Source organism: Pseudomonas sp. PS01270, from assembly GCF_029959775.1.
Taxonomy (GTDB): Bacteria; Pseudomonadota; Gammaproteobacteria; order Pseudomonadales; family Pseudomonadaceae; genus Aquipseudomonas; species Aquipseudomonas atacamensis.
On record NZ_JASCPT010000029.1, the window covers coordinates 1 to 25,842 of the forward strand.

Genomic DNA, 25,842 nt, shown 5'->3' on the forward strand with positions numbered 1-25,842 from the left:
TCGCTGCACCTCCTTCCGCTGTGTACGACTGCGTCGTACGGTCGCTGCGCTCCCACGCCCGGATCAATCCCTCCACTCAGCCTTCCGACGTCGCCTGTGAATCAAGATCAAAAGCGGTACTCGAGCTTGCGCTCATTGTTTTGAGTGGTGAGGGGCGGGTGGTGTCTGGCTGTTTTTGTGGTGAATTTTCCCCTCACCCCAGCCCTCTCCCCGAGGAGAGGGAGCTGATTTGTGTGCTTTTCAAATCCTGAGTTCAACTCGGACTTTCACATCGACGTAACTCGCCCAAACACCTCGCTCAGTCCCCTCTCCCTCCGGGAGAGGGCTAGGGTGAGGGGCTTTTGATCTTGAAAAAAAGGCCCGCATGGAATCACCAGTGCGGGCCTTTCGATTACCTGTCGATATCAGTGCTTGCTGTCCTGCGCAGACATGGCCAGCAGTTGTTTTTCCTGGTTCCAGTCGAACGGTTCGTCGTTCTGTTCGGCTTCGTAGCGGCGTTCTTCGAGGGCCTGGTAGAGGTCGATTTCTTCGTCGGAGAGGTAGTGGAGGCAGTCGCCGGCGAAGAACCACAGCAGGTCGCGCGGGATCAGGTGGGCGATTTGCGGGTAGCGGCTGATGACTTGGGTGAGGATGTCTTGGCCCAGGTATTGGCTTTCGATAGGGTCGATCGGCAGGGAGGCCAGCAGTTCGTCGAAGCGCTCGAGGAACAGGGCATGGCTTTCTTCGGGCACTTGTTCGGCCTCACCTACGGCGACCAGGATACTGCGCAGGTGGTCGAGCAACACGAGATGATCGGCAACGACGTTGGACACGAGATAAGTCCTCAAGAGCAAAACGGGCGCGGGAGTATAAAGCCCTCGCGCCGTTTTTTCACATAAACCGGGATCAGCGGACTTTGCCCTCTGCCTGGGTCAGTTCTTCTTTGGCGAAATCATCGACGTCGATCACCTTGCGGCGGGCCGCTTCGGCGTCGCGCAGGCTTTGCGCTTCGACGGCCTGCAGCACGCCGGCTTCCAGCGCGGCATCGATAGCGTGTTCGCCGGCTGCCGGTTTGACCTGGCCGCTCTTCAGTGCGGTGTGCAGTTTCTTGTGCAGCGGTTGCGCGGCATTGAGCAGGTCGCTGGCGTGTTGCAGCGCGCCCACGGCATCGTCCGCCGATTGCGGGCGGTAGCAGCCGGCGAGCAGTTCTTCCAGTGCCGGATCGCCCTTGGCGCGACCGATGACCGCAGCGACTTCGGCGCCGAGTTTGTCCGATGGGCCTTTGTGACGGCGACCGAACGGGAAGACGATGACCCGCAGCAGGCAGCCGAAGACTTTGTTCGGGAAGTTGCTCAGCAGTTCATCCAGCGCACGCTCCGACTGGCCGAGGCTTTCTTCCATGGCCCAGCGGAACAGCGGCTCCATGTACGCCGGCGAATCCAGGTCGTGATAGCGCTTGAGCGCGGCGGAGGCCAGATACAGGTTGCTCAGTACATCGCCGAGGCGCGCCGACAGGCGTTCGCGGCGTTTCAATTCGCCGCCCAGGAGCATCATGCTGAAGTCGGCGAGCATGGCGAATGCGGCGGCCTGACGGTTCAGCGCGCGGAAGTAGCCCTGACTGATCCTGTCGCCCGGCGCATGTTCGAAGTGACCAAGACCTAGGTTCAGCACCAGTGTGCTGGCGGCATTGCTGACGGCAAAACCGATGTGCTTGAGCAACAGGCCGTCGAATTCCTTGAGCGCCTGATCCTTGTCCTCGCGACCAGCCAGGGCCATTTCCTTGAGCACGAATGGATGGCAGCGGATCGCGCCCTGACCGAAGATCATCAGGTTGCGCGACAGGATGTTCGCGCCTTCGACGGTGATGAAGATCGGCGCGCCGTTCCAGCTGCGGCCCAGGTAGTTGTTCGGCCCCATGATGATCGCTTTACCACCATGCACATCCATGGCGTGGCTGATGCATTCGCGACCGCGTTCGGTGAGGTGATATTTGAGGATCGCCGACAGCACCGATGGTTTTTCACCCAGGTCCACCGCGTTGGCGGTGAGCATGCGGGCGGCGTCCATCATCCACGCGTTACCGCCGATGCGCGCCATGGCTTCCTGGATGCCTTCGAAAGCGGACAGCGGTACATTGAACTGCTCGCGAATCTGCGCGTACTGGCCTGTGACCAGACTGGTGAACTTGGCAGCGCCGGTGCCCACGGCTGGCAGCGAGATCGAACGCCCGACGGACAGGCAGTTCATCAGCATCATCCAGCCTTTGCCGAGCATTTCCTGACCACCGATGAGGTAGTCAAGCGGAATGAACACGTCCTTGCCGGAGTTCGGGCCGTTCATGAACGCGGCGCCCAGCGGCAGATGACGACGACCGATTTCCACACCTGCGGTATCGGTCGGGATCAGCGCCAGACTGATGCCGAGGTCTTCCTCTTCACCGAGCAGGTGATCCGGATCATAAGCCTTGAATGCCAGGCCAAGCAGAGTCGCGACCGGGCCGAGCGTGATGTAGCGCTTTTCCCAGTTCAGGCGCAGGCCGATAACTTCCTGTCCTTCCCACTGGCCTTTGCAGATGATCCCGGTGTCGGGCATCGCGCCGGCATCGGAACCGGCCAGCGGGCCGGTGAGGGCGAAGCACGGAATATCGTCGCCACGGGCCAGTCGCGGCAGGTAGTGATTACGTTGTTCGTCGGTGCCGTAATGCAGCAATAGTTCGGCAGGGCCGAGGGAGTTCGGGACCATCACGGTGGAGGCGAGGTCGCCACTGCGCGTCGCCAGTTTCATTGCCACTTGGGAGTGAGCGTAGGCCGAGAAGCCTTTGCCGCCGTATTCCTTGGGAATGATCAGGGCGAAAAAGCCATGTTCCTTGATGTGCGTCCAGGCCTCGGGCGGCAGGTCCATGGACTGGCCGATCTGCCAGTCGCTGACCATCGCGCAGAGTTCTTCGGTCGGGCCATCGATGAAAGCCTGTTCTTCTTCAGTCAGTTGCACCTTGGGATAGGACAGCAATTTGTCCCAGTCCGGACGGCCGCTGAACAGCTCGCCGTCCCACCACACGGTGCCGGCATCGATCGCGTCGCGTTCGGTCTGCGACATGGGCGGCAGGGTTTTCTGGAACCAGTTGAACAGCGGCGCGGTGAAATGCTTGCGGCGCAGGTCAGGCAGCAACAATGGCGCGGCGACCACCGCCAACAGGACCCAGAAGACAAACAGCAGCCAGCCCGGCGCGTGACTGAAAATCCCCATGGCGACCAGATAGGCCGCAACGATGCCCAACGCGGGCAGCGGGGCGATGCGTCGATGGGCGAGATACGCCACGCCGACGATCAAAACCAGTATCCACAACAACAGCATATTCAGTCCTCCGTGAACCAAAGCAAATCGACCCTCCAGAGCTTAGACGGCATCTGCAAACAAGGGTGGTCAGAGCATGGTGATTGAAATCGTGGGAAACCCCGGATGGTTTTCGTAGGTTCGGTGGGCAACACGTGTGGGAAATCGTTCGTTGCTGCGCAGCTTTGCTTTCAGGTTTGGCCGAAACGTCGTTATCTCTGTGCTCAGGCTGTCGCTAGACTCGTGACTCATCCAGGAGATTGCCGCCATGCACGAGTATCTGAGCCCCGGCCGCTTCATCGATAGTGACCACCCGGCGGTGGTGGAGTTCGCCGAGCAGCATCGCGGCGCCAGTAATGATCCGCGCGAGCAGGCGGTCAGTCTGTATTACGCCGTGCGCGAGGCGGTGCGCTACAACCCCTACACCTTCAGTCGTGATCCGCAAACTTTGTGTGGCAGTTATGCACTGGCGGCGGGGGAGAGTTATTGCGTGCCGAAAGCCACGCTGCTCGCCGGTTGTGCGCGGCATTGCGGGATTCCGGCGCGCATCGGTCTGGCCGATGTGCGCAATCATTTGTCGACGCCACGTCTGCTCGAGTTGCTGAAAAGCGATGTGTTTGCCATGCATGGCTACACCGAGCTGTTTCTCGACGGCCGCTGGGTCAAGGCGACGCCGGCGTTCAACCAGCAACTGTGCGAGCTGTTCAACGTCGCAGCGCTGGAATTCGACGGGGTCAACGATAGCGTTTTCCACCCGTTCAACCGTGACGGCGCGCAGTTGATGGAGTATCTGCTCGATCACGGCCAGTTCACCGACGTGCCGGAAACCTTCTTCTTCGAGCACCTGCAAAATTGCTATCCGCATCTGTTCAGTGAGCAACTGCCGGTGCTGCTGGGCGATATGCAGGCCGATTTGAGTCGCACCTGATCCGGCGTATGCTGGCCGTCCACTCACTTGCAAAGAGGCGGTCATGCTGAAGATCTGGGGACGGAAAAATTCATCGAACGTCAGAAAGCCCTTATGGGCTGCCGAAGAGCTGGGCCTGGCGTACGAGGCCATCGATGCCGGCGGCGCGTTCGGTGTGGTCGACACGCCCGAGTACCGCGCGATGAACCCGAATGGCCGGGTGCCGGTGATCGAGGATGACGGTTTCGTGCTGTGGGAATCCAACGCCATCGTGCGCTATCTGCTGGCCAAACACGCCCCGGACAGCGCCTGGTATCCGGCAGATGCGCAAGCCCGCGCCGCAGCGGACAAGTGGATGGACTGGACCACTTCCAGTTTCGCCGGGCCGTTTCGCACGGTGTTCTGGGGTGTGCTGCGTACGCCTGCCGAGAAGCAGGACTGGAAGGCGATCAACGCGGCGATCAAGGAATGCGATGAATTGCTGAACATGGCCGACCATGCCTTGATCAGCCAGCCTTATCTCTCCGGCAATGACATCGGCATGGGCGACATCCCGCTGGGCAGCTTCATTTATGCCTGGTTCGAAATGCCCATCGAGCGCGCGCCGCAACCGCATCTGCAAGCCTGGTATGAACGCTTGAAACAGCGTCCGGCCTATCAGAAAGCGGTCATGACCGCGTTGACTTGATAATTACTATCGACACACTTGACTGTACTTGTGCGGCGGCGGCAAGCACCATTGCGAACTTGCGCTGCGGTTGTTTCCCTCGCCGCCCGCCCTTATTTACTTCTTTCCTTCCTTCTTGGTGCGTAAATCCGATATGAGTTCCGCTCTGTCCATCCGGCAGCTAACCAAAACCTACGGCAACGGGTTCCAGGCCTTGAGTGGTATCGATCTGGACGTCGCCGAAGGTGACTTTTTCGCCTTGCTCGGCCCCAACGGCGCCGGCAAATCCACCGCCATCGGCATCCTCTCGACCCTGGTCAACAAGACCAGCGGCACCGTGAATATTTTCGGCCATGACCTGGACAAGAACCCGGCGGCGCTCAAGCGCTCGATCGGCGTGGTGCCGCAGGAATTCAACTTCAACCAGTTCGAAAAGACCTTCGACATCGTCGTGACCCAGGCCGGTTACTACGGCATTCCGGCGAAAGTCGCCAAGGAACGCGCCGAGCAGTACCTGACCCAGCTCGGCCTGTGGGACAAGCGCGATGTGCCTTCGCGTTCGCTGTCCGGCGGCATGAAACGGCGTCTGATGATTGCCCGTGCGCTGGTGCATGAACCGCGCCTGCTGATCCTCGATGAGCCGACTGCGGGCGTCGATATCGAACTGCGCCGTTCGATGTGGACCTTCCTCACCGAGCTGAACCAGAAAGGCATCACCATCATTTTGACCACGCATTATCTGGAAGAGGCCGAGCAGCTGTGCCGCAATATCGGCATCATCGACCACGGCACCATCGTCGAAAACACCAGCATGAAACAGTTGCTGGGCCAGTTGCATGTGGAGACCTTTTTGCTTGACCTGAAGAACGACTTGAGCGCGGCGCCGCAATTGCTCGGCTACCCGGCCCGATTGCTCGACGGCCATACCCTGGAAGTGCAGGTCGACAAATCCATGGGCATCACGGCGTTGTTCACCCAGCTGGCGCAGCAGAACATCGAAGTGCTGAGCCTGCGTAACAAAACCAATCGCCTCGAGGAGTTGTTCGTGTCCCTGGTGGAGAAAAATCTGTCGAAGGTGGCGGTATGAGTTCCGAGTTCGGTCCCAACCTCGTTGCCCTGCAAACCATCGTCTACCGCGAGGTCAAACGCTTCATGCGGATCTGGCCGCAGACGTTGCTGCCGCCGGCGATCACCATGGTTCTGTACTTCGTGATTTTCGGCAACCTGATCGGCCGGCAGATCGGCGACATGGGTGGCTTCACCTACATGGAGTACATCGTGCCGGGTCTGATCATGATGTCGGTGATCACCAACTCCTACGGCAACGTGGTCTCGAGCTTCTTCGGCAGCAAGTTCCAGCGCTCGATCGAAGAGTTGATGGTCTCGCCGGTGTCACCGCACACGATCCTGATCGGCTTCACCATTGGTGGTGTATTGCGCGGTCTGGCAGTGGGTCTGATCGTGACGCTCCTGTCGCTGTTCTTCACAGATTTGCAGGTGCATCACCTCGGCGTGACCATTCTGGTAGTGGTGCTGACCGCGACGATCTTCTCGCTGCTGGGCTTCATCAACGCGGTGTTTGCGCGCAACTTCGATGATATTTCGATCATTCCGACCTTTGTGCTGACCCCGCTGACTTACCTGGGCGGCGTGTTCTACTCGATCACTTTGCTGCCACCGTTCTGGCAGACCGTGTCGCTGGCCAACCCGGTGCTGCACATGGTCAACGCCTTCCGCTACGGCATCCTTGGCGTCTCGGATATCCGTATCGGCATCGCCATCACCTTCATGCTGGTGGCGACCGTGGTGCTGTATCTCGGCTGTGCGCGGTTGCTGGTGAGCGGGCGCGGGATGCGTACCTGATCCCGACCGCAGCGCTTCCATCGCGAGCAGGCTCGCTCCCACATTGGAATGATGTTCTCCGTGGGAGCGAGCCTGCTCGCGAAGGGGTCAGCCCGGACACAACAAAAAATGGCCTCCCATCGCGGAGGCCGTTTTGCATTCATTTCTGCCGGCTTTTCTTGCGCCGCCGCCATTGCCGCGCCACCCACCAGCGCCAGTAAAGCATCACCAGAAAATAGGCGAGGACGCCCAGCACCAGGCCGACAACCACCGAGCCCAATAAAAACGGCTGCCACAATGTCGACAGCTCACCGCTGATCCATTCCCAGGTCAGCTCGTCCGGCAGATGCCGCGCCGGCACATCCATCAGGAACGCCCCGGCCTGGTAGGTGCAGAAAAATACCGCCGGCATGGTGATCGGATTGGTCAGCCAGACCAGGCTCACCGCGATCGGCATATTGCCGCGCACCATCACCGCCAATGCCGCCGCCACCAGCATCTGCGCGGGTATCGGCAGGAATGCCGCAAACAGGCCGACCGCCATCGCCCGGGCGACCGAGTGGCGGTTGAGATGCCAGAGGTTCGGGTCATGCAGCAACGTGCCGAGAAAGCGTAAGGATTTGTGTTCCCTGATGCTCGTCGGGTCGGGCATGTAACGTTTGAATAAGCGCCGGGGCATAAGGCTTCTCGGTCGGTTAAGGCGGCAAGTATGTCTGGATTCTACGAACCGCCCATTCAGACTTTGTGACAATTGTTGACGACGGTGGTGCCGCAGACCCGCTATGCCTAAGGAGGGGACTCTCAAGGACGGGCATATGCGCACAGGGATGATGGCGCTGGCAGTCGGTCTGCTGGCCCCGGTTTTTTTGCCGGCCTTGCCGCCGGTCGGTTGGTTGCTGGTGCTGCCAATGGTGGCGCTGATGTTGCTGCCGTTTCGCAGCTTTCCATTGGCGTTTTTGCTGTTTGGCTTTACTTGGGCCTGCGTTGGCGCGCAGTGGGCGCTAAATGACCGCTTGCCACCGAGCCTCGACGGCGAAACCCGTTGGCTCGAAGGGCGCGTGGTCGGTTTGCCGCAACACAGCGATGGCGTGGTGCGTTTCGAGCTGGCTGATGCGCGTTCACGCCACGAAAAGCTGCCGTCGCTGCTGCGCCTGGCCTGGTACGCCGGGCCGCCGGTCAATAGTGGTGAGCGATGGCGTCTGGCGGTGAAGTTGAAGCGCCCGGGTGGCCTGCTCAACCCGCACGCCTTCGACTACGAGGCCTGGCTGCTGGCGCAACGGATCGGCGCAACCGGCACGATCAAGGATGGCCAGCGCTTGGCTGAGGCCCGGCATGCATGGCGCGACGGCGTTCGCCAACGCCTGCTCGCGGTGGATGCGCAAGGACGCGAGGGCGCGCTGGCGGCGCTGGTGCTTGGCGACGGTTCGGGGCTGAGTCGCGAGGACTGGCAGATTCTGCAAGACACCGGCACCGTGCATTTGCTGGTGATCTCCGGCCAGCACATCGGTTTGCTGGCGGCGGTGATGTATCTGCTGGTCGCCGGGCTGGCGCGTTTCGGAATCTGGCCGGTGCGCTGGCCATGGTTGCCGTGGGCCTGTGGTCTGGCATTCGCGGCGGCGCTGGGTTACGGCTTGCTCGCCGGTTTCGACGTGCCAGTGCAGCGCGCCTGCGTGATGGTGGCGCTGGTATTGTTGTGGCGCCTGCGTTTTCGCCATCTCGGCGCGTGGTGGCCGTTATTGCTGGCGTTCAATGGCGTGCTGCTGCTTGATCCACTGGCCAGTTTGCGTCCCGGCTTCTGGCTGTCTTTCGCGGCGGTGGCAGTGTTGATCTTCACTTTCGGCGGGCGGCTGGGGGCCTGGCGGTGGTGGCAGACCTGGACCCGCGCGCAGTGGCTGATCGCGATCGGCTTGTGTCCGGTGTTGCTGGCGCTGAGCTTGCCCATCAGCGTCAGCGGGCCTGTAGCCAATCTGCTGGCCGTTCCGTGGGTCAGCCTCGTGGTGCTGCCGCCGGCATTGCTCGGCACGCTATTGCTGCCCGTGCCTTATGTTGGCGAAGGGCTGTTGTGGCTGGCCGGTGGTTTGATCGACTGGCTGTTTATCGGGCTGGCGCTGATTGCCGGGCAATGGCCGGCGTGGATACCGGCCGCCATTCCATTTTGGGCGTTGGTCCTGGGCAGCCTTGGCGCGATTTTATTGCTGTTGCCCCGAGGCGTGCCAATGCGTCCATTGGGCTGGCCGCTGCTGTTGCTCCTGGCATTGCCGCCTCAAGAGCGAATAGAAGAAGGGCGGGCCGATGTCTGGCAACTCGACGTCGGCCAAGGCCTGGCCATCCTCATTCGCACCCGCCATCACGCGCTTCTCTATGACGCCGGCCCGCGTTTCGGCGAGTTCGATCTCGGCGAGCGGGTGGTGCTGCCAGCGTTACGTAAACTCAATGTGCAAGCGCTCGATTTGATGCTGCTCAGCCATGCCGACGCCGATCACGCTGGCGGCGCCCGGGCGGTCATGCGTGGCTTCAACGTGCACCGAGTGGTCAGCGGCGATCCGCCAAACCTGCCGCCGGAGCTGAACGCCGAAGCCTGCGCAAGTGGCGAACAGTGGCAGTGGGATGGCGTGCAGTTCCGGCTTTGGCAATGGTCGTCGGCCGATGACAGCAACCAGCGTTCCTGTGTGTTGCAGATCGAGGCCAACGGCGAACGCCTGCTGCTCACCGGCGACATCGACACTCATGCCGAGCGCGTCCTGCTCGACAGCCCACTGGCCGTGCCGACTCAGTGGCTGCAATCGCCCCATCACGGCAGTCGCAGTTCATCATCGATGGCCCTGCTCAAAACCTTGCAGCCCGAAGCGGTGCTGATCTCCCGTGGCCACGGCAACTCCTTCGGTCATCCGCATCCAACCGTGCTGGCGCGCTACCGCAAGCAAGGTCTGCGCATCTACGACAGCGCCGAGCACGGTGCCATTCATCTGCAACTGGGCAGCTTCAAACCGCCGTGGACGATGCGTCAACAGCGGCGTTTCTGGCGCGATCCGCCGGTGGCTGGCCGTTGATCAGTGCCAGCATGGGTGCCACCTCACGGTCGTCGGGGCGGCGACTCTTAATCGCGGATCGGTATGGTAAAGTGGCGCACTTTTTCGAGGGGACTGTCACTGTGTGGGAATTGGTCAAATCCGGCGGCTGGATGATGTTGCCGATCATTCTGAGTTCCATCGCGGCCATGGCGATTGTTGCCGAGCGCCTGTGGACACTGCGCGCCAGTCGCGTCACCCCCGAGCATCTGCTGGGTCAGGTCTGGGTCTGGATCAAGGACAAGCAGCTCAACAAGGAAAAACTCAAGGAATTGCGCGCCAATTCGCCGCTGGGGGAAATTCTCGCCGCAGGCCTGGCCAATTCCAAGCATGGTCGCGAGATCATGAAAGAGTGCATCGAAGAGGCCGCCGCGCGGGTCATTCATGAACTCGAACGCTACATCAACGCACTCGGCACCATCGCCGCCATGGCGCCGCTGCTCGGCCTGCTCGGCACCGTGTTGGGCATGATCGACATTTTCAGTGCCTTCACCGGCTCCGGCATGACTACCAATGCTTCGGTACTGGCCGGCGGTATTTCCAAAGCGCTGATCACGACCGCAGCGGGCCTGATGGTCGGGATTCCAGCGGTGTTCTTCCACCGGTTTTTGCAGCGCCGCATCGACGAGCTGGTGGTGGGTATGGAGCAGGAAGCGATCAAACTGGTGGAAGTGGTGCAGGGCGACCGTGATGTCGATCTGGCCGAGGGCAAAGCGTGAAATTCCGTCGCAAGCCCCGGGAAACCGTAGACATCAACCTCGCGTCGCTGATTGACGTGGTGTTCATTCTGCTGCTGTTTTTCGTGGTCACTACCACCTTCACTCGGGAAACCCAGTTGCGCGTGGATCTGCCGGAAGCGGTCAGCGGTTCGCCTGCCGAAGACCAGCAGGTCAAACAGCTGGACGTCGCGATCAGTGCCGAAGGCGTGTTCTCGGTGAACAACAAGATTCTGCCGAAGAATGATCTGGCGACGCTGATGGAAGCCATGCAGAAAGAATCCAACGGCGACACCAACATGCCGCTGTCGATCAGTGCCGATGGCAAGGCCCAGCATCAATCGGTGATCACCGCCATGGACGCGGCCGGCAAGCTCGGTTTCAGCCATCTGCGCATGACCACGGTCGAGGCGGCGCCGAAATCCTGATGAGCCTGTCTGATCGCCTGCTCGCCGCGTGGTATCAGGGGCATCCGGCCCTGACGCTGCTGCGGCCGCTGGAAATGCTGTATCGCCGCGTGGTGATCAACAAGCGTCAGCGCTTTCTCGACGGTGACGGAGAGATCTACCAATCGCCCGTGCCGCTGATCGTGGTCGGCAATATCACCGTCGGTGGCACCGGCAAGACGCCGATGATTCTCTGGCTGATCGAACATTGCCGACGCCGTGGACTGCGCGTCGGCGTGGTCAGTCGCGGTTACGGCGCCAAACCGCCGCAACTGCCGTGGCGGGTTGAGGCCAAGCACAGCGCCGAGATTGCCGGTGACGAACCGTTGCTGATCGTCCAGCGCACCGGCGTGCCGCTGATGATCGATCCCGATCGCAGCGCCGCCGTCAAAGCCTTGATCGCCAGCGAACCGTTGGATCTGATTCTGTCTGACGACGGCATGCAGCATTATCGCCTCGCGCGGGATCTGGAACTGGTGCTGATCGACGCTGCACGTGGCCTGGGCAACCAGCGCTGTCTGCCGGCCGGGCCTTTGCGTGAGCCGGTCGAGCGCCTGCAAAGTGTCGATGGCGTGCTGTTCAACGGTGCCCTTGATGATCGCGACGATGGTTTCGCCTTCCGCCTGCAACCCACGGCCTTGGTCAATCTGCGCAGCGGCGAACGTCGGTCGCTGGATCATTTTCCGCCCGGGCAAGCGCTGCATGCGGTGGCCGGGATCGGCAACCCGCAACGTTTCTTCAATACCCTCGAAGCGCTAGACTGGCGGCCGATCGCCCATGCATTTGCCGACCACGCCGATTACAGCGTGCAGGCGTTGAATTTCACCCCGTCATTGCCGTTGGTGATGACCGAAAAGGACGCGGTGAAGTGCCGTGCCTTTGCTGCTGCCGACTGGTGGTATCTGGCGGTCGATGCCGTGCCGTCGCCGGCCTTCGTGGCCTGGTTCGACACTCAGCTGATGCGCCTGTTGCCGGATCGTCTGCTGCCTTAACTCTTTTATTTCTGGGAATGTTCATGGACACCAAACTGCTCGACATCCTCGCTTGCCCCGTGTGCAAAGGCCCGCTCAAGCTCAGCGCCGACAAGACCGAATTGATCAGCAAGGGCGCCGGCCTGGCCTATCCGATCCGCGACGGCATCCCGGTGATGCTGGAAAGCGAAGCGCGCACCCTGACCACCGACGAGCGTCTGGATAAATGACCACAGCCTTCACCGTTGTCATCCCGTCGCGGTTCGCCTCGACCCGTCTGCCGGGCAAGCCGTTGCTGGATATTGCCGGCAAACCGATGATCCAGCATGTCTGGGAACAGGCGAGCAAAAGCAGCGCGACCCGCGTCGTTGTTGCAACTGACGATGCACGCATCGTCGAGGCATGCAAAAGCTTTGGCGCCGAAGTGGTGCTGACCCGTGAAGATCACAACTCCGGCACTGATCGTCTGGCCGAGGTCGCAGCGAAACTCGGTCTTGCGCCTGATGCGATTGTGGTCAACGTCCAGGGCGATGAGCCGCTGATTCCGCCAAGCGTGATCGACCAGGTCGCCGCCAACCTTGCTGCCCACACCGAAGCGCGCATGGCCACGCTGGCCGAGCCGATCGAAGACGTGGAAACCCTGTTCAACCCCAACGTTGTGAAGGTTTCCAGCGATATCAACGGTCTGGCCCTGACGTTCAGTCGTGCAACCTTGCCGTGGGCTCGCGATGCATTTGCCAAGAGCCGCGAGCAGCTGCCTGAAGGCGTGCCCTATCGCCGCCACATCGGTATTTATGCCTATCGCGCCGGGTTCCTCCACGACTTCGTGAGCTGGGGGCCGTGCTGGCTGGAAAATACCGAATCTCTTGAGCAACTGCGTGCCTTGTGGCACGGCGTGCGTATCCATGTTGCCGACGCGCTGATCGCGCCGCCGACCGGTGTCGACACCGTTGAAGACCTTGAGCGGGTTCGTCGCCTGCTGGGGGCCTGATGCGCGTTCTGTTTGTGTGCCTGGGCAACATCTGCCGTTCGCCCACCGCCGAAGGCGTGTTGCGCCACAAGTTGCGTGAAGCCGGGCTGGCCGATGTGGTCGAAGTGGCCTCCGCCGGCACCGGTGACTGGCACGTCGGCAACCCGCCGGACAAGCGCAGCCAGGCCGCGGCGAAACTGCGCGGTTATGACCTGTCGACGCAACGCGCGCAGCAGGTCAGCCGGGCCGATTTCGCCAGCTACGACCTGATTCTCGCCATGGACAACAGCAACCTGCGCAACCTCAAGGCCCTGCAGCCGTCCACCGGCAGGGCCGAGCTGGATCTGTTTTTGCGTCGTTATTCCGGGCTGCTCGATGAAGTGCCGGATCCGTATTACGACGGCGATCAGGGTTTCGAGCAGGTGCTCGATCTGATCGAAGCGGCCTGCGACCAGTTGCTGATCGAAGTGAAGGGCCGTTTATGAGTTTGCAGGTGCAACCGCAAGTATCTTTGCAGGCCTTCAATACGTTCGGCGTCGATGTGCGCGCGCAGCTGTTTGCCGAAGCCCACAGTGATGACGATGTCCGCGAAGCGCTGGCCTATGCCGCGTCCCATGACGTGCCGTTGCTGGTGATCGGCGGTGGCAGCAACTTGCTGCTCACGGCGGATATTCCGGCGTTGGTATTGCGCATGGCTACGCGCGGCATCCGCGTGCTCAGCGACGATGGCAGTCGTGTGGTGGTCGAGGCGGAAGCGGGCGAACCGTGGCATCCGTTCGTGCAGCACACGCTGGCCCAGGGTTTTGCCGGGCTGGAAAACCTCAGCCTGATTCCCGGCACCGTCGGCGCCGCGCCGATGCAGAACATCGGCGCCTATGGTGTCGAGATCAAGGACGTGTTTGCCGGCCTGACCGCACTGGATCGCGAGAGCGGCGAGCTGCGGGATTTCAGCCTGGAGCAGTGCAATTTCGGCTACCGCGACAGCCTGTTCAAGCAGCAGCCGGGACGTTGGCTGATCCTGCGGGTGCGCTTCAAGCTTGATCGCGCCGCGCACCTGCATCTGGAATACGGCCCGGTCCGTCAGCGCCTGAGCGAGCAGGGCATCGAGCAGCCGACGCCCAGCGACGTCAGCCGCGCCATCTGCAGCATCCGCAGCGAAAAACTGCCGGACCCGGCGGTGCTCGGCAATGCCGGCAGCTTTTTCAAGAATCCGCTGGTGCCTGCCGCTGTGGTCACGCAGATCAAAGCGCAGCACCCGGATCTGGTGGCTTACCCGCAAGCGGATGGGCAGATGAAACTGGCCGCTGGCTGGCTGATCGAACGCGCTGGCTGGAAAGGCTTCCGCGATGGCGATGCCGGCGTGCACAAGTTGCAGGCGCTGGTGCTGGTCAACTACGGCACGGCCACCGGCCTGCAACTGCTCGACCTGGCGCAACGTATCCAGAAAGACATCGCCGAGCGCTTCCATGTCGAACTGGAAATGGAGCCCAATCGGTATTGAGGCTACGCTTGCCTGATGCCATCGAAAGCCCTGCACTGATGAAAAAAGTGCAGGGCTTTTTTGTTAATGCTGGGTTAACTTAGCGACCTAACGATACCTACCATTTGCTCCACCCAAAGGCCCGGTGCAGACGTTCCCGTCGGCGCAAGAGAGCCTGATTAGCCTGAGTCGATCTGCGCGAACCCACCGCTGATTTTCCGGCGGCAGATTGCTCGACCCCATAACCACTAAAAAATATGCGGGCGTGCCCATGATTACCCTGAAACTCAACGGTCAAGACCACTCCCTCGATGTCACCGAAGACATGCCGCTGTTGTGGGCGATTCGTGACGTCGCCGGTTACAACGGCACCAAATTCGGTTGCGGCATGGGCCTGTGCGGCGCCTGCACCATCCATATCGACGGTTTGCCAGCACGCAGTTGCATCACGCCGATCGGCTCGGTAATCGGCCAGAACGTCACCACCATCGATAATCTCCACGCCGACCCGGTAGGCAAGGTCGTGCAGCAAGCCTGGCTCGACAGCGCCGTGGCTCAATGCGGTTATTGCCAGGGCGGGCAGATCATGTCGGCCACCGCTCTGCTGAAAACCAACCCGAACCCGAGCGACGCGCAGATCGAAGAAGCCATGGTCGGCAACATCTGCCGCTGCGGTACTTACAACCGGATCAAAACCGCGATCCGCCAGGCCTCCACCCAACTGAAGGAGGTGAAGGCATGAGCCGCGTCCCGAATGATTTCGCCCTGAGCAACCTCAGCCGCCGTGGTTTTCTCAAAGGCGTCGGTGCCACCAGTGCGCTGGTCCTCGCCGCGAGCTGGGGCTGGCAGGATGCGCTGGCCGATGACGCGCCGAAGAAGTTCGGTGCCGACGGCATGCCCAATGGCTGGATAGACGATCCCAAGGTTTACGTGAGCATTGCTGCCGATGGCAGCGTCACCGTGGTGTGCAACCGTTCGGAAATGGGCCAGGGCGTGCGCACCAGCCTGAGCATGGTCGTTGCCGATGAACTTGAGGCCGATTGGGCTCAGGTCAAAGTGCAGCAGGCGCCGGGTGACGAAGTGCGCTTCGGCAACCAGGACACCGATGGTTCGCGCAGCATGCGTCACTGGTACGAGCCGATGCGTCGTTGCGGCGCCGCCGCGCGGACCATGCTCGAACAGGCGGCCGCTGCGCAGTGGAAAGTGCCGGTTGGCGAATGCCATGCGCAACTGCACAAGGTCATTCACAAACCGTCCGGCCGCGAACTGGGCTACGGCGAACTCGCCGCTGCCGCCAGTGCGCTGGCAGTACCGGCGCGTGACAGCCTGCGACTCAAGCAGCCTTCGGAATTTCGCTACATCGGTAAGGAAGGCACCAAGGCCATCGACGGTGCCGATATCGTCAATGGCCGCGCAGTGTACGGCGCCGACGTGCATTTCGACGGCATGCTCTACGCCACTATCGCTCGCCCGGCAGTGTACGGCGGCAAAGTCAAAAGCCTCGATGACAGCGCCGCGCTGAAAGTCCCCGGCGTGCTAAAAGTCATGCAAATCGAAGGTCGGCCGTTGCCGTCAGAGTTCCAGCCACTGGGCGGCGTCGCGGTTGTGGCCAGCAACACCTGGGCGGCGATCAAGGGTCGCGAGGCGCTGAAGATCGAGTGGGATGACGGCCCGAATGCCAGTTATGACTCGATTGCCTATCGCAAGGAACTCGAAGCCGCGTCGCTGAAGGCCGGCAAAGTGGTGCGCAATACCGGTGATATCGACAAGGCCTTGAGCGGCGCTGCCAGCACTCTCGAAGCCTCGTATTACCTGCCGCATCTGGCGCAGGCACCGATGGAACCGATGGTTGCCATCGCCCGTTACAAGGACGGCGTCTGCGAGGCCTGGGCGCCGAGTCAGGCACCGCAGGTCACCCGCGAGCGCATCGCCGAACGCCTGGGCGTGCCGTTCGAAAAGGTCACCTTCAATGTGACATTGCTGGGCGGTGGTTTCGGGCGCAAGTCGAAACCGGACTTCGTCGTTGAAGCCGCGATCCTCGCCAAGGAGTTTCCGGGCAAGGCTGTACGGGTGCAGTGGACCCGCGAAGACGACATCCACAATTCGTATTTCCACACCGTGTCGGCGGAATATCTCAAGGCCGGCATCGACAAGAACGGCATGCCGTCCGGGTGGCTGCATCGCACCGTGGCGCCGAGCATCACCGCGTTGTTTGCGCCGGACATGAACCATGAGGCGGCGTTCGAGCTGGGCATGGGCTTTACCAACATGGCCTATGCGATTCCCAGCGTCCGCCTGGAAAACCCCGAAGCCAAGGTACACACCCGCGTCGGCTGGTATCGCTCGGTGTCGAACATTCCCCACGGCTTTGCGATTCAGAGCTTCGTCGACGAACTGGCGCACAAGGCCGGGGAAGATCCGCTCAAGTACCAGATCAAATTGCTCGGCCCGGACCGGCAGATCGATCCGCGCACCTTGAGCGAAGAGTGGAACTACGGCGAATCGCCCGAGCGTTACCCGATCGACACAGGACGCATGCGCACGGTTCTGGAAACTGCCGCCAAGGCCGCTGGTTGGGGGCGCAAACTGCCCAAGGGTCGTGGTCTCGGTCTGGCGGTGCATTACAGCTTCGTCACCTATGTGGCGGCGGTGATTGAAGTCGAGGTCAAGGACGACGGTTCGCTGATCGTGCACAAGGCCGACATCGCCGTGGACTGCGGGCCGCAGATCAACCCTGAGCGCATCCGTTCGCAGTTCGAAGGTGCATGCGTCATGGGCCTGGGCAACGCCGTGCTCGGTGAGATCAGCTTCAAGGACGGTAAGGTCCAGCAGGACAACTTCCATATGTACGAGGTCGCGCGCATGTCGCTGGCGCCCAAGGAAGTCGCGGTGCATCTGGTCACGCCGCCGGGTGACGTGCCGTTGGGTGGCGTTGGTGAGCCGGGTGTGCCGCCGATTGCCCCGGCGCTGTGCAATGCGATCTTCGCCGCCACCGGCAAGCGCATCCGCAATCTGCCGGTGCGGTATCAGTTGCAGGGCTGGCAGAAGGCGCAAGCGTAATGGACAGCGTCGATCTCAACGTTCTGCGCAGCGTCCTCGAGTGGCGCCGCGCCGGACAGCGGGTGGTGCTGTTCAGCGTGGTGCAGACCTGGGGCACCGCGCCGCGCTCGCCCGGTGCCATGCTCGCCTTGCGCGAGGACGGCGTGGTGATCGGTTCGGTGTCAGGTGGCTGTGTCGAAGATGACCTGATCGCGCGGCTGCACGACGGCCGCATTGCCACCGATGGTCCGCCAGTGCAGATGATTACCTACGGCGTGACTCGCGAGGAGGCCGCGCGTTTCGGCCTGCCTTGCGGCGGTACTCTGCGCCTGACCGAAGAGCGCGTCGGTGACCCGGCGTGGGTCGCCGAGCTGCTGCAGCGTTGCGAAAACCATGAAATCGTTGCCCGAGAACTGAACATCGAAACCGGCGAGGTGCGGCTGGCTCCGGCGAGCAAGTCCGATTCGCTGGTGTTCGACGGCAAGACTCTGCGAGCGATTTACGGCCCGCGCTGGCGCTTGTTGCTGATCGGTGCCGGGCAGTTGTCGCGCTACGTCGCCGACATGGCGCGGCTGCTGGATTTCGAAGTGCTGATCTGCGATCCGCGCACCGAGTTCGTTCACGGCTGGGAAGAGCAGCATGGCCGTTTCGTCCCCGGCATGCCGGACGAGGCGGTGTTGAACATCCAGACCGACGAGCGCACGGCGATTGTCGCCTTGACTCACGATCCACGCCTGGACGACATGGCTTTGCTCACCGCGCTCGACTCGCCGGCGTTCTACGTCGGCGCGCTCGGTTCGCGGGTCAACAGCCAGAAGCGCCGGGAAAATCTGGCTCAGCTAGGCTTGTCGCAAGCGTCGATTGATCGCCTGCACGGACCGATCGGCTTGCACATCGGCAGTCATTCGCCGGCTGAAATCGCCTTGTCCTTGCTGGCGGAAATTGTTGCGATCAAGAACGGTGTGGAGCTGAAACAGAAAAAACCGCTGGAGGGTGCGTGAGCCAATCCATCGCAGTGATTGTGCTGGCGGCGGGCGAGGGCAAACGCTTTCGCCAGATCGCCGGCCCCGACAAAGACAAATTGCTCGCTGACTGCACCGGGCGCGACGGCGCCGTGCGCTCGGTGATCGAGCAGGTGCTGATGAATCTGCCGGCCAGTCTCGACAAGCGCGTGCTGGTCACCACCGAAGCGCGACCGCAGGCGATGCGCATGGCCCAGGCTTATGGCTGCGACGTGGTGTCGATCGAATCGACCGGCATGGGCGACAGCATTGCCGCAGGTGTTGCCGTTTGCCCGGAGGCGGATGGCTGGTTGATTGTGCTCGGCGATATGCCGTTTATCTTGCCTTCGAGTATCGAGCGAGTGGTTGCGGCGATGGCTGATGACGCGGTGAGCGTGCCGGTGCTGGATGGCGAATTTGGCCATCCAGTGGGGTTTGGTCGTTCGTTTGGCGCGCAGTTGCAGGCGCTGACCGGCGATCGTGGCGCACGGCCGTTGTTTTCGCAGGGTAGGGTGGTTGAGGTGGCGGTAGATGATCCGGGGGTGTTGTGGGATATCGATGTGCCTGAATCTCTGGTATTTCCTCGGCCCTGAGCCGTGTTGTATCCCTTGTGGGAGCGAGCCTGCTCGCGAATGCGCTGGTTCAGTTACATGAATATTGTCTGACCCACCGCCTTCGCGAGCAGGCTCGCTCCCACAAAGGTTGTGGATGATGCCGGTATTTCAGGCAATAAAAAGCCCCGCCAGGCTTTCACCGGGCGGGGCTTTTTATTGGCTTCAGGAATTACACGAGTGGTTTAGGCTCGTGCTCTTTTTCCTGGGCTTCTTCGCGCTGTTCAACCGCGTCCTGAACGGAGCGTGGTGCTTCAGCGATCACCGCTTCAACCGATGCTTCTTCCGCGACCGGGGCAGGGGCTGCCTCGATCACTTCAGCCGCAGCGGCTGGTTCGGCAGCCACTGGCGCTGCAGCGGCAGCCAGTTCGGCTTCCTTCTGCAGACGCTCGGCTTCACGCTTGCGACGACGCACTTCACGCGGGTCGTTTGGCGCGCGGCCGTTCGGCGTCAGGGCGCTGACCGGAGCCGGCGCTTCAACCACTGGCGCTGGCGCTTCGACTGCGGCTGGTGCTTCTTCAACCTGAGCTTCGGCAACCGGAGCTTCAACTACTGGTGTCGGCGCCGGCTCTGCTGCTGCAACTACTGGCTCGGAAACCATGGCTTGCGGCACTTCGGCTTCAGCGACTGGCGCTGGGGCTTCGGTGACGGCTGGCTCGGCAACCCAGTTGAACGCAGTCTGCTCTTCGCGAACTTCACGCACGGTTTTGGTCACGTTTTCGCTGACGGTTTCTACCGCTGGCTCAGTGACGGCCGCTGGTGCTTCGACGACAGCTTCTGGTTCGGCAGTTGCTTCAACCTGAGGCTGAGCTTCGCGGACCGGAGCGACTTCGATTTCCGGTGCAGCAGTCACTTCCACTGGAGTGGTGGCTTCGACAACCGGCGCTTCGACTGGAGCAGTTTCCAGTGTGGCGGCGGTGGCGCGTTCAGCCTGCTCGTGAGCTTCGGCTTCTGCCGGAGCGCTGATGGTGCTGCTGGCAACGGCGGCGGTGACGGCCAGGCCAGCGGCCAGATCGGCGGTGCTTGGCTCGCCAGCGTTTTCAGCGGACTCGGATTCTTCCGAACCTTCGATCACGTTGCCGTTGGCATCACGTTGACGCTCGCGACGGTTGCTGCGACGACGCTGGCCACGGGAGCGACGACGTGGACGATCGCCTTCGGCGTTGTCCTGACCGTCTTCCGGCAGTTGCTCTTCGTTGTTGCTGTTCACTTCTTCTTCAGCGACGGCAGCAGCGGCCTGCTCGGCACGCGGTTGACGCTCTTCACGCGGTGGACGCGGAGCGCGTTCTTCGCGTGGCTGACGCGCCGGACGCTCTTCAGCGGTCACGGCAGCAACGGCTGCGGCTGGCGCGGCGTCAAGTGGCTCGCGCAGTTCACGCACGCGTTCTTCACGCTCGCCACGCGGCTTGCGATCTTCACGCGGTGCACGCGGTGCACGTTCTTCACGCGGGGCACGTGGTGCGCGTTCTTCGCGGGCTACCGGCGCTTCGCTGCGGGTTTCACGCGGCTCGCGGGCTTCGCGTGGCTGGCGCTCTTCGCGCGGCTCGCGTGGTGCGCGCTCTTCACGTTGAGCACGTTCTTCGCGCGGCTTGCGTTCTTCATCGCGGCGACCGTTACGGTTGCGGCTCTGCTGACGACCGTTGCGGCGCTCTTCGTTGCGGGCAGGACGCTCGGTGGCAGCCGGTTTCGCAACGGCGACCGGTGCGGCTGGCTCTTCCTTGGTGGCGAACAGGCTGACCAGCGACTTCACCAGACCCTTGAACAGGCTTGGCTCAGGCGCGGCAGCGGGTGCCGGAGCAGGTGCGGCAGGGGCAACTTCAGTCGGCACCGGTGCGTTGGCACGGGCCGGCGCAGTTTTCACCGCAGCTTCCTGGCGAACCAGAGTGCGGGTCGCAGCGGCTGGCTGGACTTCTTCGACTTCGGCAGCGGCCGCAGCGATTTCGTAGCTGGACTGGTTGGTCGCGGCTTCCGGGCTGTCGTCACGCAGACGCTGAACTTCGAAGTGCGGCGTCTCGAGGTGATCGTTCGGCAGAATGACGATGCGGGCACGGGTGCGCAGTTCGATCTTGGTGATCGAGTTGCGTTTTTCGTTGAGCAGGAACGCGGCGACCGGGATCGGCACTTGCGCGCGAACTTCGGCGGTGCGGTCTTTCAGGGCTTCTTCTTCGATCAGGCGCAGAATGGCCAGCGACAGCGATTCAACGTCACGGATGATGCCGGTGCCGTTGCAACGCGGGCAGACGATGCCGCTGCTTTCGCCCAGCGATGGACGCAGGCGCTGACGGGACATTTCCAGCAGGCCGAAACGCGAGATGCGACCGATCTGCACGCGGGCGCGGTCAGCTTCCAGGCATTCGCGGACTTTCTCTTCCACGGCGCGCTGGTTCTTGGCCGGGGTCATGTCGATGAAGTCGATGACGATCAGGCCGCCGATGTCGCGCAGGCGCAACTGACGGGCGATTTCTTCGGCGGCTTCAAGGTTGGTCTGCAGGGCGGTTTCTTCGATGTCGCTGCCTTTGGTGGCGCGCGCCGAGTTGATGTCGATGGACACCAGGGCTTCGGTCGGATCGATGACGATGGAGCCGCCGGAAGGCAGTTCGACGACGCGCTGGAATGCGGTCTCGATCTGGCTTTCGATCTGGAAACGGTTGAACAGCGGCACGCTGTCTTCGTACAGCTTGATCTTGCTGGCGTACTGCGGCATCACCTGGCGGATGAAGGTAAGGGCTTCGTCCTGGGCTTCAACGCTGTCGATCAGCACTTCGCCGATGTCCTGGCGCAGGTAATCGCGGATGGCGCGGATAATCACGTTGCTTTCCTGGTAGATCAGGAATGGCGCGGAGCGATCCAGCGAGGCTTCTTTGATGGCGGTCCACAGTTGCAGCAGGTAGTCGAGGTCCCACTGCATTTCTTCGCTGCTGCGGCCCAGGCCGGCAGTGCGCACGATCAGACCCATGTCGGCCGGAGCAACCAGACCGTTCAGCGCTTCACGCAGTTCGTTGCGCTCTTCGCCTTCGATGCGACGGGAGATGCCGCCGGCACGCGGGTTGTTCGGCATCAGTACGAGGTAACGACCGGCCAGGCTGATGAAGGTGGTCAGGGCGGCGCCCTTGTTGCCACGTTCTTCTTTCTCGACCTGAACGATGACTTCCTGGCCTTCGCTCAGGACGTCCTTGATGTTGACGCGGCCTTCTGGGGCTTTCTTGAAGTATTCGCGGGAGATTTCTTTGAGGGGCAGGAAGCCGTGGCGCTCGGAGCCGAAATCGACAAAGGCAGCCTCAAGGCTTGGTTCGATGCGAGTGATACGGCCTTTATAGATGTTGGCCTTTTTCTGCTCGCGTGCACCGGATTCGATATCCAGGTCGTAGAGGCGCTGGCCATCTACCAGTGCAACACGCAACTCTTCGGGTTGAGTTGCGTTAATCAGCATTCTTTTCATGTAGTACCGTCGGTTTCCGGGCTGCCGGAAACGGCGTTCGGCACACACGACTTCTCACGGTCGGTGTCAGGTGCGTCGGGAGTGGTTGGCCATTCCCGTGTCCAGCGATGTGCGGCCAATTGGGCCGATACCGCGACGTACGCGTCCTGCTTGCTGTGGCTACTTAAGCACTCAGTCAGGAGGAGGAATCAACCAGCGGCTGTGGACGAGATGAAGCGTCTTGATCAAAGCTTGTTGCTACACAGTCCGGCGGTTGTGCATCTCCACCCTACACGTATCCCTGATAATTCGGGTGCTGCCGCGCGCAGAATCCGCAGCGGGTTGGCATTTACCGTGAGCTCCGAAAGGGGAGGTCACGCATCATGGCTAATTCAGGCGATGTTTCCGAAGCAATCGCTCGGGGTCATTCGCAGTCGACTGCACTTTGTGAACTGGCCTTGAATGTTGCCTGCCGGGCGAGTGAGAACTCTGCTCGGCGGTGTAATTCAGGCCTCATGTCACCTGCGCTCGTTACAACCGCAAACTCCACCGTTACGTAGCGAAAGCCCCGTAGGACGGCCTCGCGCCCTGGTGAATTGCGTTGGTCAGGGCCGGTCTTTGACCGTGGTTCCGCTGTCCAGGCCGCTTTTGGCGGCGTTCGCGACTATAGCAGCAATGATTAAGTGCTTCAATTCCATAAAAATTGTTATCATCCGCGGCATGACAACTACTGCCCCTTCGACTCCAGGCGTTCAACTGCTTGAAGTCTCGCCGGAGTATGCCGGCCAACGAATCGACAACTTTCTCCTCGCCCGGCTCAAAGGCGTGCCCAAGACCTTGATTTACCGCATTTTGCGCAAAGGCGAAGTGCGTGTGAACAAAGGTCGGATCAAGCCCGAATACAAGCTGCAGGCCGGCGATATCGTGCGCGTGCCGCCGGTTCGCGTGCCTGAGCGCGACGAACCGGTGCCGCTGGCCCAGGGGCTGTTGCAGCGCCTGGAAGCCTCGATCGTCTTCGAAGACAAGGCCCTGATCGTGATCAACAAGCCCGCCGGCATTGCGGTGCATGGCGGCAGCGGGCTGAATTTCGGCGTGATCGAAGCCTTTCGTCAGTTGCGTCCCGACGCCAAGGAGCTGGAGCTGGTTCACCGTCTCGACCGCGACACCTCCGGTCTGCTGATGATCGCCAAAAAACGCAGCATGTTGCGCCACCTGCACGAGCAGTTGCGCGGCGACGGCGTCGACAAGCGCTACATGGCGCTGGTCCGTGGCAATTGGGCAACCTCGATCAAGCAGGTTCGCGCACCGTTGCTCAAGAGCAATCTGCGCTCCGGCGAGCGCATGGTTGAGGTCAATGACGAGGGCAAAGAAGCCCTGACGCTGTTCAAGGTGCTGCGCCGTTTCGGCGATTTTGCCACCATGGTCGAGGCGAAACCGGTTACCGGTCGTACCCACCAGATTCGCGTGCACACCTTGCATGCTGGCCATTGCATTGCCGGTGACAGCAAGTATGGCGACGAGGATTTCACCAGGGAAATCCGCGATCTGGGTGGTAAGCGTCTGTTCCTGCACGCTTACATGCTGACCGTGCCGCTGCCCGACGGCGGCAAGCTGAATCTGCAAGCGCCCGTCGATGAAATGTGGGCCAAGACCGTGGAGCGATTGAGTGCGCCCATCTGATTACAAGCTGTTGATTTTCGACTGGGACGGCACCCTCGCCGATTCCATTCATCGGATCGTCGAGGCGATGCACTCGGCGTCCGGGCGTTCCGGTTTCGAGCTGCGCGATGACTTCGCCGTCAAAGGCATCATCGGTCTTGGCTTGCCGGAAGCGATTCGCACCCTGTATCCCGAAATCAGCGACGCAGAAATGCTCGCGTTTCGCGAGTACTACGCCGATCACTACATCGCTGCCGAAGCCGTGCCTTCGCCGCTGTTCGAGGGTGTGGTCGAGTCGATGGCATCGTTTCGCGAGCAGGGTTATCACCTGGCGGTAGCGACGGGCAAGAATCGTCGCGGACTGGATCGGGTGCTCAAGGCCAATGGCTGGGAAGATTATTTCGATATCACCCGCGCTGCCGATGAAACTGCCAGCAAGCCACACCCTCTGATGCTTGAGCAGATTGTCAGCCACTGCGGCGTACGCCCGGAGCAGGCGTTGATGGTCGGTGATTCGTCGTTCGATCTGCTGATGGCGCGCAACGCGGGGATGGATTCGGTGGCGGTCAGTTATGGCGCGCAATCGATCGAGTCCCTGCAGCAGTTCGAGCCACGCCTGTCGATCGACCGTTTTTCTGAATTGCACGCCTGGCTGGGTCAGCGGGCTTAATACGTTTTTGCTGGGGTAGATGGCATGACCGACGAATGGAAAGCACCGGCCAAGGCAAGTGCCGACGACGGTGACGCGAAAAGCTGGAAGCTGTTGGAAAAGACTTTGCTGGCCGGCGTGCAGGAACAACGCCGTTCGCGGCGCTGGGGGATTTTCTTCAAGCTGCTGACGTTTGTTTATCTGTTTGTTGCGCTGCTGCTGTTCACGCCGCTGATGGACATGGAAAAAAGCGCCACCCGCGGCCCGAACTACACGGCGTTGATCGAGATCGACGGCGTAATCGCCGACAAGGAGCCGGCCAGCGCCGATAATATCGTTGGCAGCCTGCGCGCGGCGTTCGAAGACAAGAAGGTCAAAGGCGTGGTCCTGCGCATCAACAGTCCGGGCGGCAGTCCGGTGCAGTCCGGTTATGTCTATGACGAGATCAAGCGTCTGCGTGGCCTGCATCCAGAGATCAAGCTCTACGCAGTGATTTCCGATCTTGGTGCTTCGGGCGCCTATTACATCGCCAGTGCGGCGGATCAGATCTACGCCGACAAGGCCAGTCTGGTCGGCTCGATCGGCGTGACGGCGGCGGGTTACGGTTTCGTCGGCACCATGGAGAAACTCGGCGTTGAGCGTCGCACCTACACCTCGGGCGAACACAAGGCATTTCTGGATCCGTTCCAGCCGCAAAAGCCTGAAGAAACCGCATTCTGGCAAAGCGTGCTCGACACCACGCACAAGCAGTTCATCAACAGCGTCAAGCAGGGGCGTGGTGATCGCCTGAAGGACAAAGAGCATCCGGAGCTGTTTTCCGGGCTGGTCTGGTCGGGTGAGCAGGCGCTGCCGCTGGGCCTGATCGATGGCTTGGGCAGTGCCAGTTCGGTGGCGCGTGATGTGATTGGCGAGAAGGAGCTGGTGGACTTCACCGTGCAGGAATCGCCGTTCGATCGCTTCTCGAAAAAGCTCGGCGCCAGCGTGGCCGAGCAGTTGGCGATGTGGATGGGTTTCCACGGGCCTTCGTTGCGTTAAGACGTTTGAAGGTCGAACGATCGCAGTCGGCGGCAACTCTTGCACGGATCG

General features: G+C 61.5%; 24 protein-coding genes. 20 read left to right on the forward strand and 4 right to left on the reverse strand.

Annotation, left to right across the window (positions count from 1 at the left end; all coding sequences use genetic code 11):
* Nucleotides 1-251: hypothetical protein (locus QMX86_RS11265; protein ID WP_282390392.1), on the forward strand; the 251-nt coding region annotated here is incomplete at its 5' end.
* A gap of 153 nt (nucleotides 252-404) precedes the next feature.
* Here QMX86_RS11265 and QMX86_RS11270 read toward each other — a convergent pair.
* Together QMX86_RS11270 and QMX86_RS11275 are read right to left on the reverse strand one after the other, a co-directional pair.
* Nucleotides 405-812: a PA2817 family protein gene (locus tag QMX86_RS11270; RefSeq protein WP_039760212.1), complete on the reverse strand. Its 408-nt coding sequence runs from the start codon at nucleotides 810-812 to the stop codon at nucleotides 405-407.
* A gap of 73 nt (nucleotides 813-885) precedes the next feature.
* Entirely contained in the window at nucleotides 886-3,333 is a 2,448-nt protein-coding gene (locus QMX86_RS11275) for an acyl-CoA dehydrogenase (RefSeq protein ID WP_110601722.1), read from the reverse strand.
* 247 nt (nucleotides 3,334-3,580) lie between these two features.
* On the opposite strand from QMX86_RS11275, the gene QMX86_RS11280 reads away from it, so the two are divergent.
* The 4 genes from QMX86_RS11280 (at nucleotide 3,581) to QMX86_RS11295 (ending at nucleotide 6,749) form a co-directional block, all read left to right on the forward strand.
* Nucleotides 3,581-4,240 carry a transglutaminase family protein gene (locus QMX86_RS11280; protein ID WP_282387264.1) on the forward strand — a complete coding sequence of 220 codons (660 nt, stop codon included), beginning with the start codon at nucleotides 3,581-3,583 and terminating at the stop codon, nucleotides 4,238-4,240.
* Nucleotides 4,241-4,283: 43 nt separating this feature from the next.
* The gene (locus tag QMX86_RS11285) at nucleotides 4,284-4,907 is read left to right on the forward strand and encodes a glutathione S-transferase (protein WP_024013937.1); all 624 of its coding nucleotides are present in this window, start codon (nucleotides 4,284-4,286) and stop codon (nucleotides 4,905-4,907) included.
* Nucleotides 4,908-5,040: 133 nt separating this feature from the next.
* Nucleotides 5,041-5,973 (forward strand): ABC transporter ATP-binding protein, encoded by a 933-nt coding sequence (locus tag QMX86_RS11290; RefSeq protein ID WP_282387262.1) that lies wholly within the window; start codon nucleotides 5,041-5,043, stop codon nucleotides 5,971-5,973.
* Nucleotides 5,970-6,749 carry an ABC transporter permease gene (locus QMX86_RS11295; RefSeq protein WP_282387260.1) on the forward strand — a complete coding sequence of 260 codons (780 nt, stop codon included), beginning with the start codon at nucleotides 5,970-5,972 and terminating at the stop codon, nucleotides 6,747-6,749. The genes QMX86_RS11290 and QMX86_RS11295 overlap by 4 nt, the downstream gene beginning before the upstream one ends.
* A 139-nt stretch (nucleotides 6,750-6,888) precedes the next feature.
* Here the strand turns inward: QMX86_RS11295 and QMX86_RS11300 are convergent, their stop codons facing one another.
* The gene (locus QMX86_RS11300) at nucleotides 6,889-7,407 is read right to left on the reverse strand and encodes a DUF2062 domain-containing protein (protein WP_016770668.1); all 519 of its coding nucleotides are present in this window, start codon (nucleotides 7,405-7,407) and stop codon (nucleotides 6,889-6,891) included.
* Nucleotides 7,408-7,543: 136 nt separating this feature from the next.
* Between QMX86_RS11300 and QMX86_RS11305 the strand changes: the two genes are divergently transcribed.
* The 12 genes from QMX86_RS11305 to QMX86_RS11360 all read left to right on the forward strand — a co-directional run bounded on the left by QMX86_RS11305 (nucleotide 7,544) and on the right by QMX86_RS11360 (nucleotide 19,012).
* A complete protein-coding gene (locus QMX86_RS11305) occupies nucleotides 7,544-9,778 on the forward strand; it encodes a DNA internalization-related competence protein ComEC/Rec2 (RefSeq protein WP_282386542.1) in 2,235 nt (744 codons plus the stop codon).
* Nucleotides 9,779-9,879: 101 nt separating this feature from the next.
* The gene (locus QMX86_RS11310) at nucleotides 9,880-10,515 is read left to right on the forward strand and encodes a MotA/TolQ/ExbB proton channel family protein (RefSeq protein ID WP_016771007.1); all 636 of its coding nucleotides are present in this window, start codon (nucleotides 9,880-9,882) and stop codon (nucleotides 10,513-10,515) included.
* A complete protein-coding gene (locus tag QMX86_RS11315) occupies nucleotides 10,512-10,940 on the forward strand; it encodes a biopolymer transporter ExbD (RefSeq protein WP_016771006.1) in 429 nt (142 codons plus the stop codon). The genes QMX86_RS11310 and QMX86_RS11315 overlap by 4 nt, the downstream gene beginning before the upstream one ends.
* Nucleotides 10,940-11,950, forward strand: coding sequence for a tetraacyldisaccharide 4'-kinase (gene lpxK, locus QMX86_RS11320; RefSeq protein ID WP_110645987.1), 1,011 nt, complete (start codon nucleotides 10,940-10,942; stop codon nucleotides 11,948-11,950). The genes QMX86_RS11315 and lpxK overlap by 1 nt, the downstream gene beginning before the upstream one ends.
* 23 nt (nucleotides 11,951-11,973) lie before the next feature.
* Nucleotides 11,974-12,159: a Trm112 family protein gene (locus QMX86_RS11325; protein ID WP_003179363.1), complete on the forward strand. Its 186-nt coding sequence runs from the start codon at nucleotides 11,974-11,976 to the stop codon at nucleotides 12,157-12,159.
* Nucleotides 12,156-12,920, forward strand: a complete 765-nt coding sequence (gene kdsB, locus QMX86_RS11330) for a 3-deoxy-manno-octulosonate cytidylyltransferase (protein ID WP_073472249.1) — start codon at nucleotides 12,156-12,158, stop codon at nucleotides 12,918-12,920. The genes QMX86_RS11325 and kdsB overlap by 4 nt, the downstream gene beginning before the upstream one ends.
* Nucleotides 12,920-13,384: a low molecular weight protein-tyrosine-phosphatase gene (locus QMX86_RS11335; protein ID WP_282386548.1), complete on the forward strand. Its 465-nt coding sequence runs from the start codon at nucleotides 12,920-12,922 to the stop codon at nucleotides 13,382-13,384. The genes kdsB and QMX86_RS11335 overlap by 1 nt, the downstream gene beginning before the upstream one ends.
* On the forward strand, nucleotides 13,381-14,400 hold the full coding sequence (gene murB / locus QMX86_RS11340; protein WP_122746710.1) for a UDP-N-acetylmuramate dehydrogenase: 1,020 nt from the start codon (nucleotides 13,381-13,383) through the stop codon (nucleotides 14,398-14,400). Before QMX86_RS11335 ends, murB begins: the two co-directional genes overlap by 4 nt.
* A gap of 250 nt (nucleotides 14,401-14,650) precedes the next feature.
* Nucleotides 14,651-15,121 carry a (2Fe-2S)-binding protein gene (locus QMX86_RS11345; protein WP_073472255.1) on the forward strand — a complete coding sequence of 157 codons (471 nt, stop codon included), beginning with the start codon at nucleotides 14,651-14,653 and terminating at the stop codon, nucleotides 15,119-15,121.
* Entirely contained in the window at nucleotides 15,118-17,439 is a 2,322-nt protein-coding gene (locus tag QMX86_RS11350; RefSeq protein ID WP_282386554.1) for a xanthine dehydrogenase family protein molybdopterin-binding subunit, read from the forward strand. The genes QMX86_RS11345 and QMX86_RS11350 overlap by 4 nt, the downstream gene beginning before the upstream one ends.
* Nucleotides 17,439-18,419, forward strand: a complete 981-nt coding sequence (locus tag QMX86_RS11355; protein WP_282386556.1) for an XdhC family protein — start codon at nucleotides 17,439-17,441, stop codon at nucleotides 18,417-18,419. The genes QMX86_RS11350 and QMX86_RS11355 overlap by 1 nt, the downstream gene beginning before the upstream one ends.
* Nucleotides 18,416-19,012 carry a nucleotidyltransferase family protein gene (locus QMX86_RS11360; protein ID WP_282386559.1) on the forward strand — a complete coding sequence of 199 codons (597 nt, stop codon included), beginning with the start codon at nucleotides 18,416-18,418 and terminating at the stop codon, nucleotides 19,010-19,012. Before QMX86_RS11355 ends, QMX86_RS11360 begins: the two co-directional genes overlap by 4 nt.
* A 190-nt stretch (nucleotides 19,013-19,202) precedes the next feature.
* Here the strand turns inward: QMX86_RS11360 and rne are convergent, their stop codons facing one another.
* Entirely contained in the window at nucleotides 19,203-22,469 is a 3,267-nt protein-coding gene (gene rne / locus QMX86_RS11365) for a ribonuclease E (RefSeq protein WP_282384542.1), read from the reverse strand.
* Nucleotides 22,470-23,168: 699 nt separating this feature from the next.
* Between rne and rluC the strand changes: the two genes are divergently transcribed.
* Genes rluC through sppA form a run of 3 tightly spaced genes read left to right on the forward strand, consistent with a single transcriptional unit; the run spans nucleotide 23,169 to nucleotide 25,791 of the window.
* Nucleotides 23,169-24,128 (forward strand): 23S rRNA pseudouridine(955/2504/2580) synthase RluC, encoded by a 960-nt coding sequence (rluC, locus tag QMX86_RS11370; RefSeq protein ID WP_071173217.1) that lies wholly within the window; start codon nucleotides 23,169-23,171, stop codon nucleotides 24,126-24,128.
* Nucleotides 24,115-24,777, forward strand: a complete 663-nt coding sequence (locus QMX86_RS11375) for an HAD-IA family hydrolase (RefSeq protein ID WP_016770993.1) — start codon at nucleotides 24,115-24,117, stop codon at nucleotides 24,775-24,777. The genes rluC and QMX86_RS11375 overlap by 14 nt, the downstream gene beginning before the upstream one ends.
* Before the next feature lie 24 nt (nucleotides 24,778-24,801).
* Entirely contained in the window at nucleotides 24,802-25,791 is a 990-nt protein-coding gene (sppA, locus tag QMX86_RS11380; RefSeq protein ID WP_071173216.1) for a signal peptide peptidase SppA, read from the forward strand.
* Nucleotides 25,792-25,842 lie beyond the last annotated feature (51 nt).

Coding starts and splice junctions, on each gene's coding strand:
- QMX86_RS11275 (WP_110601722.1), bottom strand. CDS start 3,333: ATGCTGTTGTTGTGGATACTGGTTTTGATCGTCGGCGTGGCGTATCTC.
- rne (WP_282384542.1), bottom strand. CDS start 22,469: ATGAAAAGAATGCTGATTAACGCAACTCAACCCGAAGAGTTGCGTGTT.
- QMX86_RS11280 (WP_282387264.1), top strand. CDS start 3,581: ATGCACGAGTATCTGAGCCCCGGCCGCTTCATCGATAGTGACCACCCG.
- lpxK (WP_110645987.1), top strand. CDS start 10,940: ATGAGCCTGTCTGATCGCCTGCTCGCCGCGTGGTATCAGGGGCATCCG.
- sppA (WP_071173216.1), top strand. CDS start 24,802: ATGACCGACGAATGGAAAGCACCGGCCAAGGCAAGTGCCGACGACGGT.
- kdsB (WP_073472249.1), top strand. CDS start 12,156: ATGACCACAGCCTTCACCGTTGTCATCCCGTCGCGGTTCGCCTCGACC.
- QMX86_RS11345 (WP_073472255.1), top strand. CDS start 14,651: ATGATTACCCTGAAACTCAACGGTCAAGACCACTCCCTCGATGTCACC.
- QMX86_RS11350 (WP_282386554.1), top strand. CDS start 15,118: ATGAGCCGCGTCCCGAATGATTTCGCCCTGAGCAACCTCAGCCGCCGT.
- QMX86_RS11355 (WP_282386556.1), top strand. CDS start 17,439: ATGGACAGCGTCGATCTCAACGTTCTGCGCAGCGTCCTCGAGTGGCGC.
- QMX86_RS11295 (WP_282387260.1), top strand. CDS start 5,970: ATGAGTTCCGAGTTCGGTCCCAACCTCGTTGCCCTGCAAACCATCGTC.
- QMX86_RS11300 (WP_016770668.1), bottom strand. CDS start 7,407: ATGCCCCGGCGCTTATTCAAACGTTACATGCCCGACCCGACGAGCATC.
- murB (WP_122746710.1), top strand. CDS start 13,381: ATGAGTTTGCAGGTGCAACCGCAAGTATCTTTGCAGGCCTTCAATACG.
- QMX86_RS11305 (WP_282386542.1), top strand. CDS start 7,544: ATGCGCACAGGGATGATGGCGCTGGCAGTCGGTCTGCTGGCCCCGGTT.
- QMX86_RS11335 (WP_282386548.1), top strand. CDS start 12,920: ATGCGCGTTCTGTTTGTGTGCCTGGGCAACATCTGCCGTTCGCCCACC.
- QMX86_RS11290 (WP_282387262.1), top strand. CDS start 5,041: ATGAGTTCCGCTCTGTCCATCCGGCAGCTAACCAAAACCTACGGCAAC.
- QMX86_RS11325 (WP_003179363.1), top strand. CDS start 11,974: ATGGACACCAAACTGCTCGACATCCTCGCTTGCCCCGTGTGCAAAGGC.
- rluC (WP_071173217.1), top strand. CDS start 23,169: ATGACAACTACTGCCCCTTCGACTCCAGGCGTTCAACTGCTTGAAGTC.
- QMX86_RS11285 (WP_024013937.1), top strand. CDS start 4,284: ATGCTGAAGATCTGGGGACGGAAAAATTCATCGAACGTCAGAAAGCCC.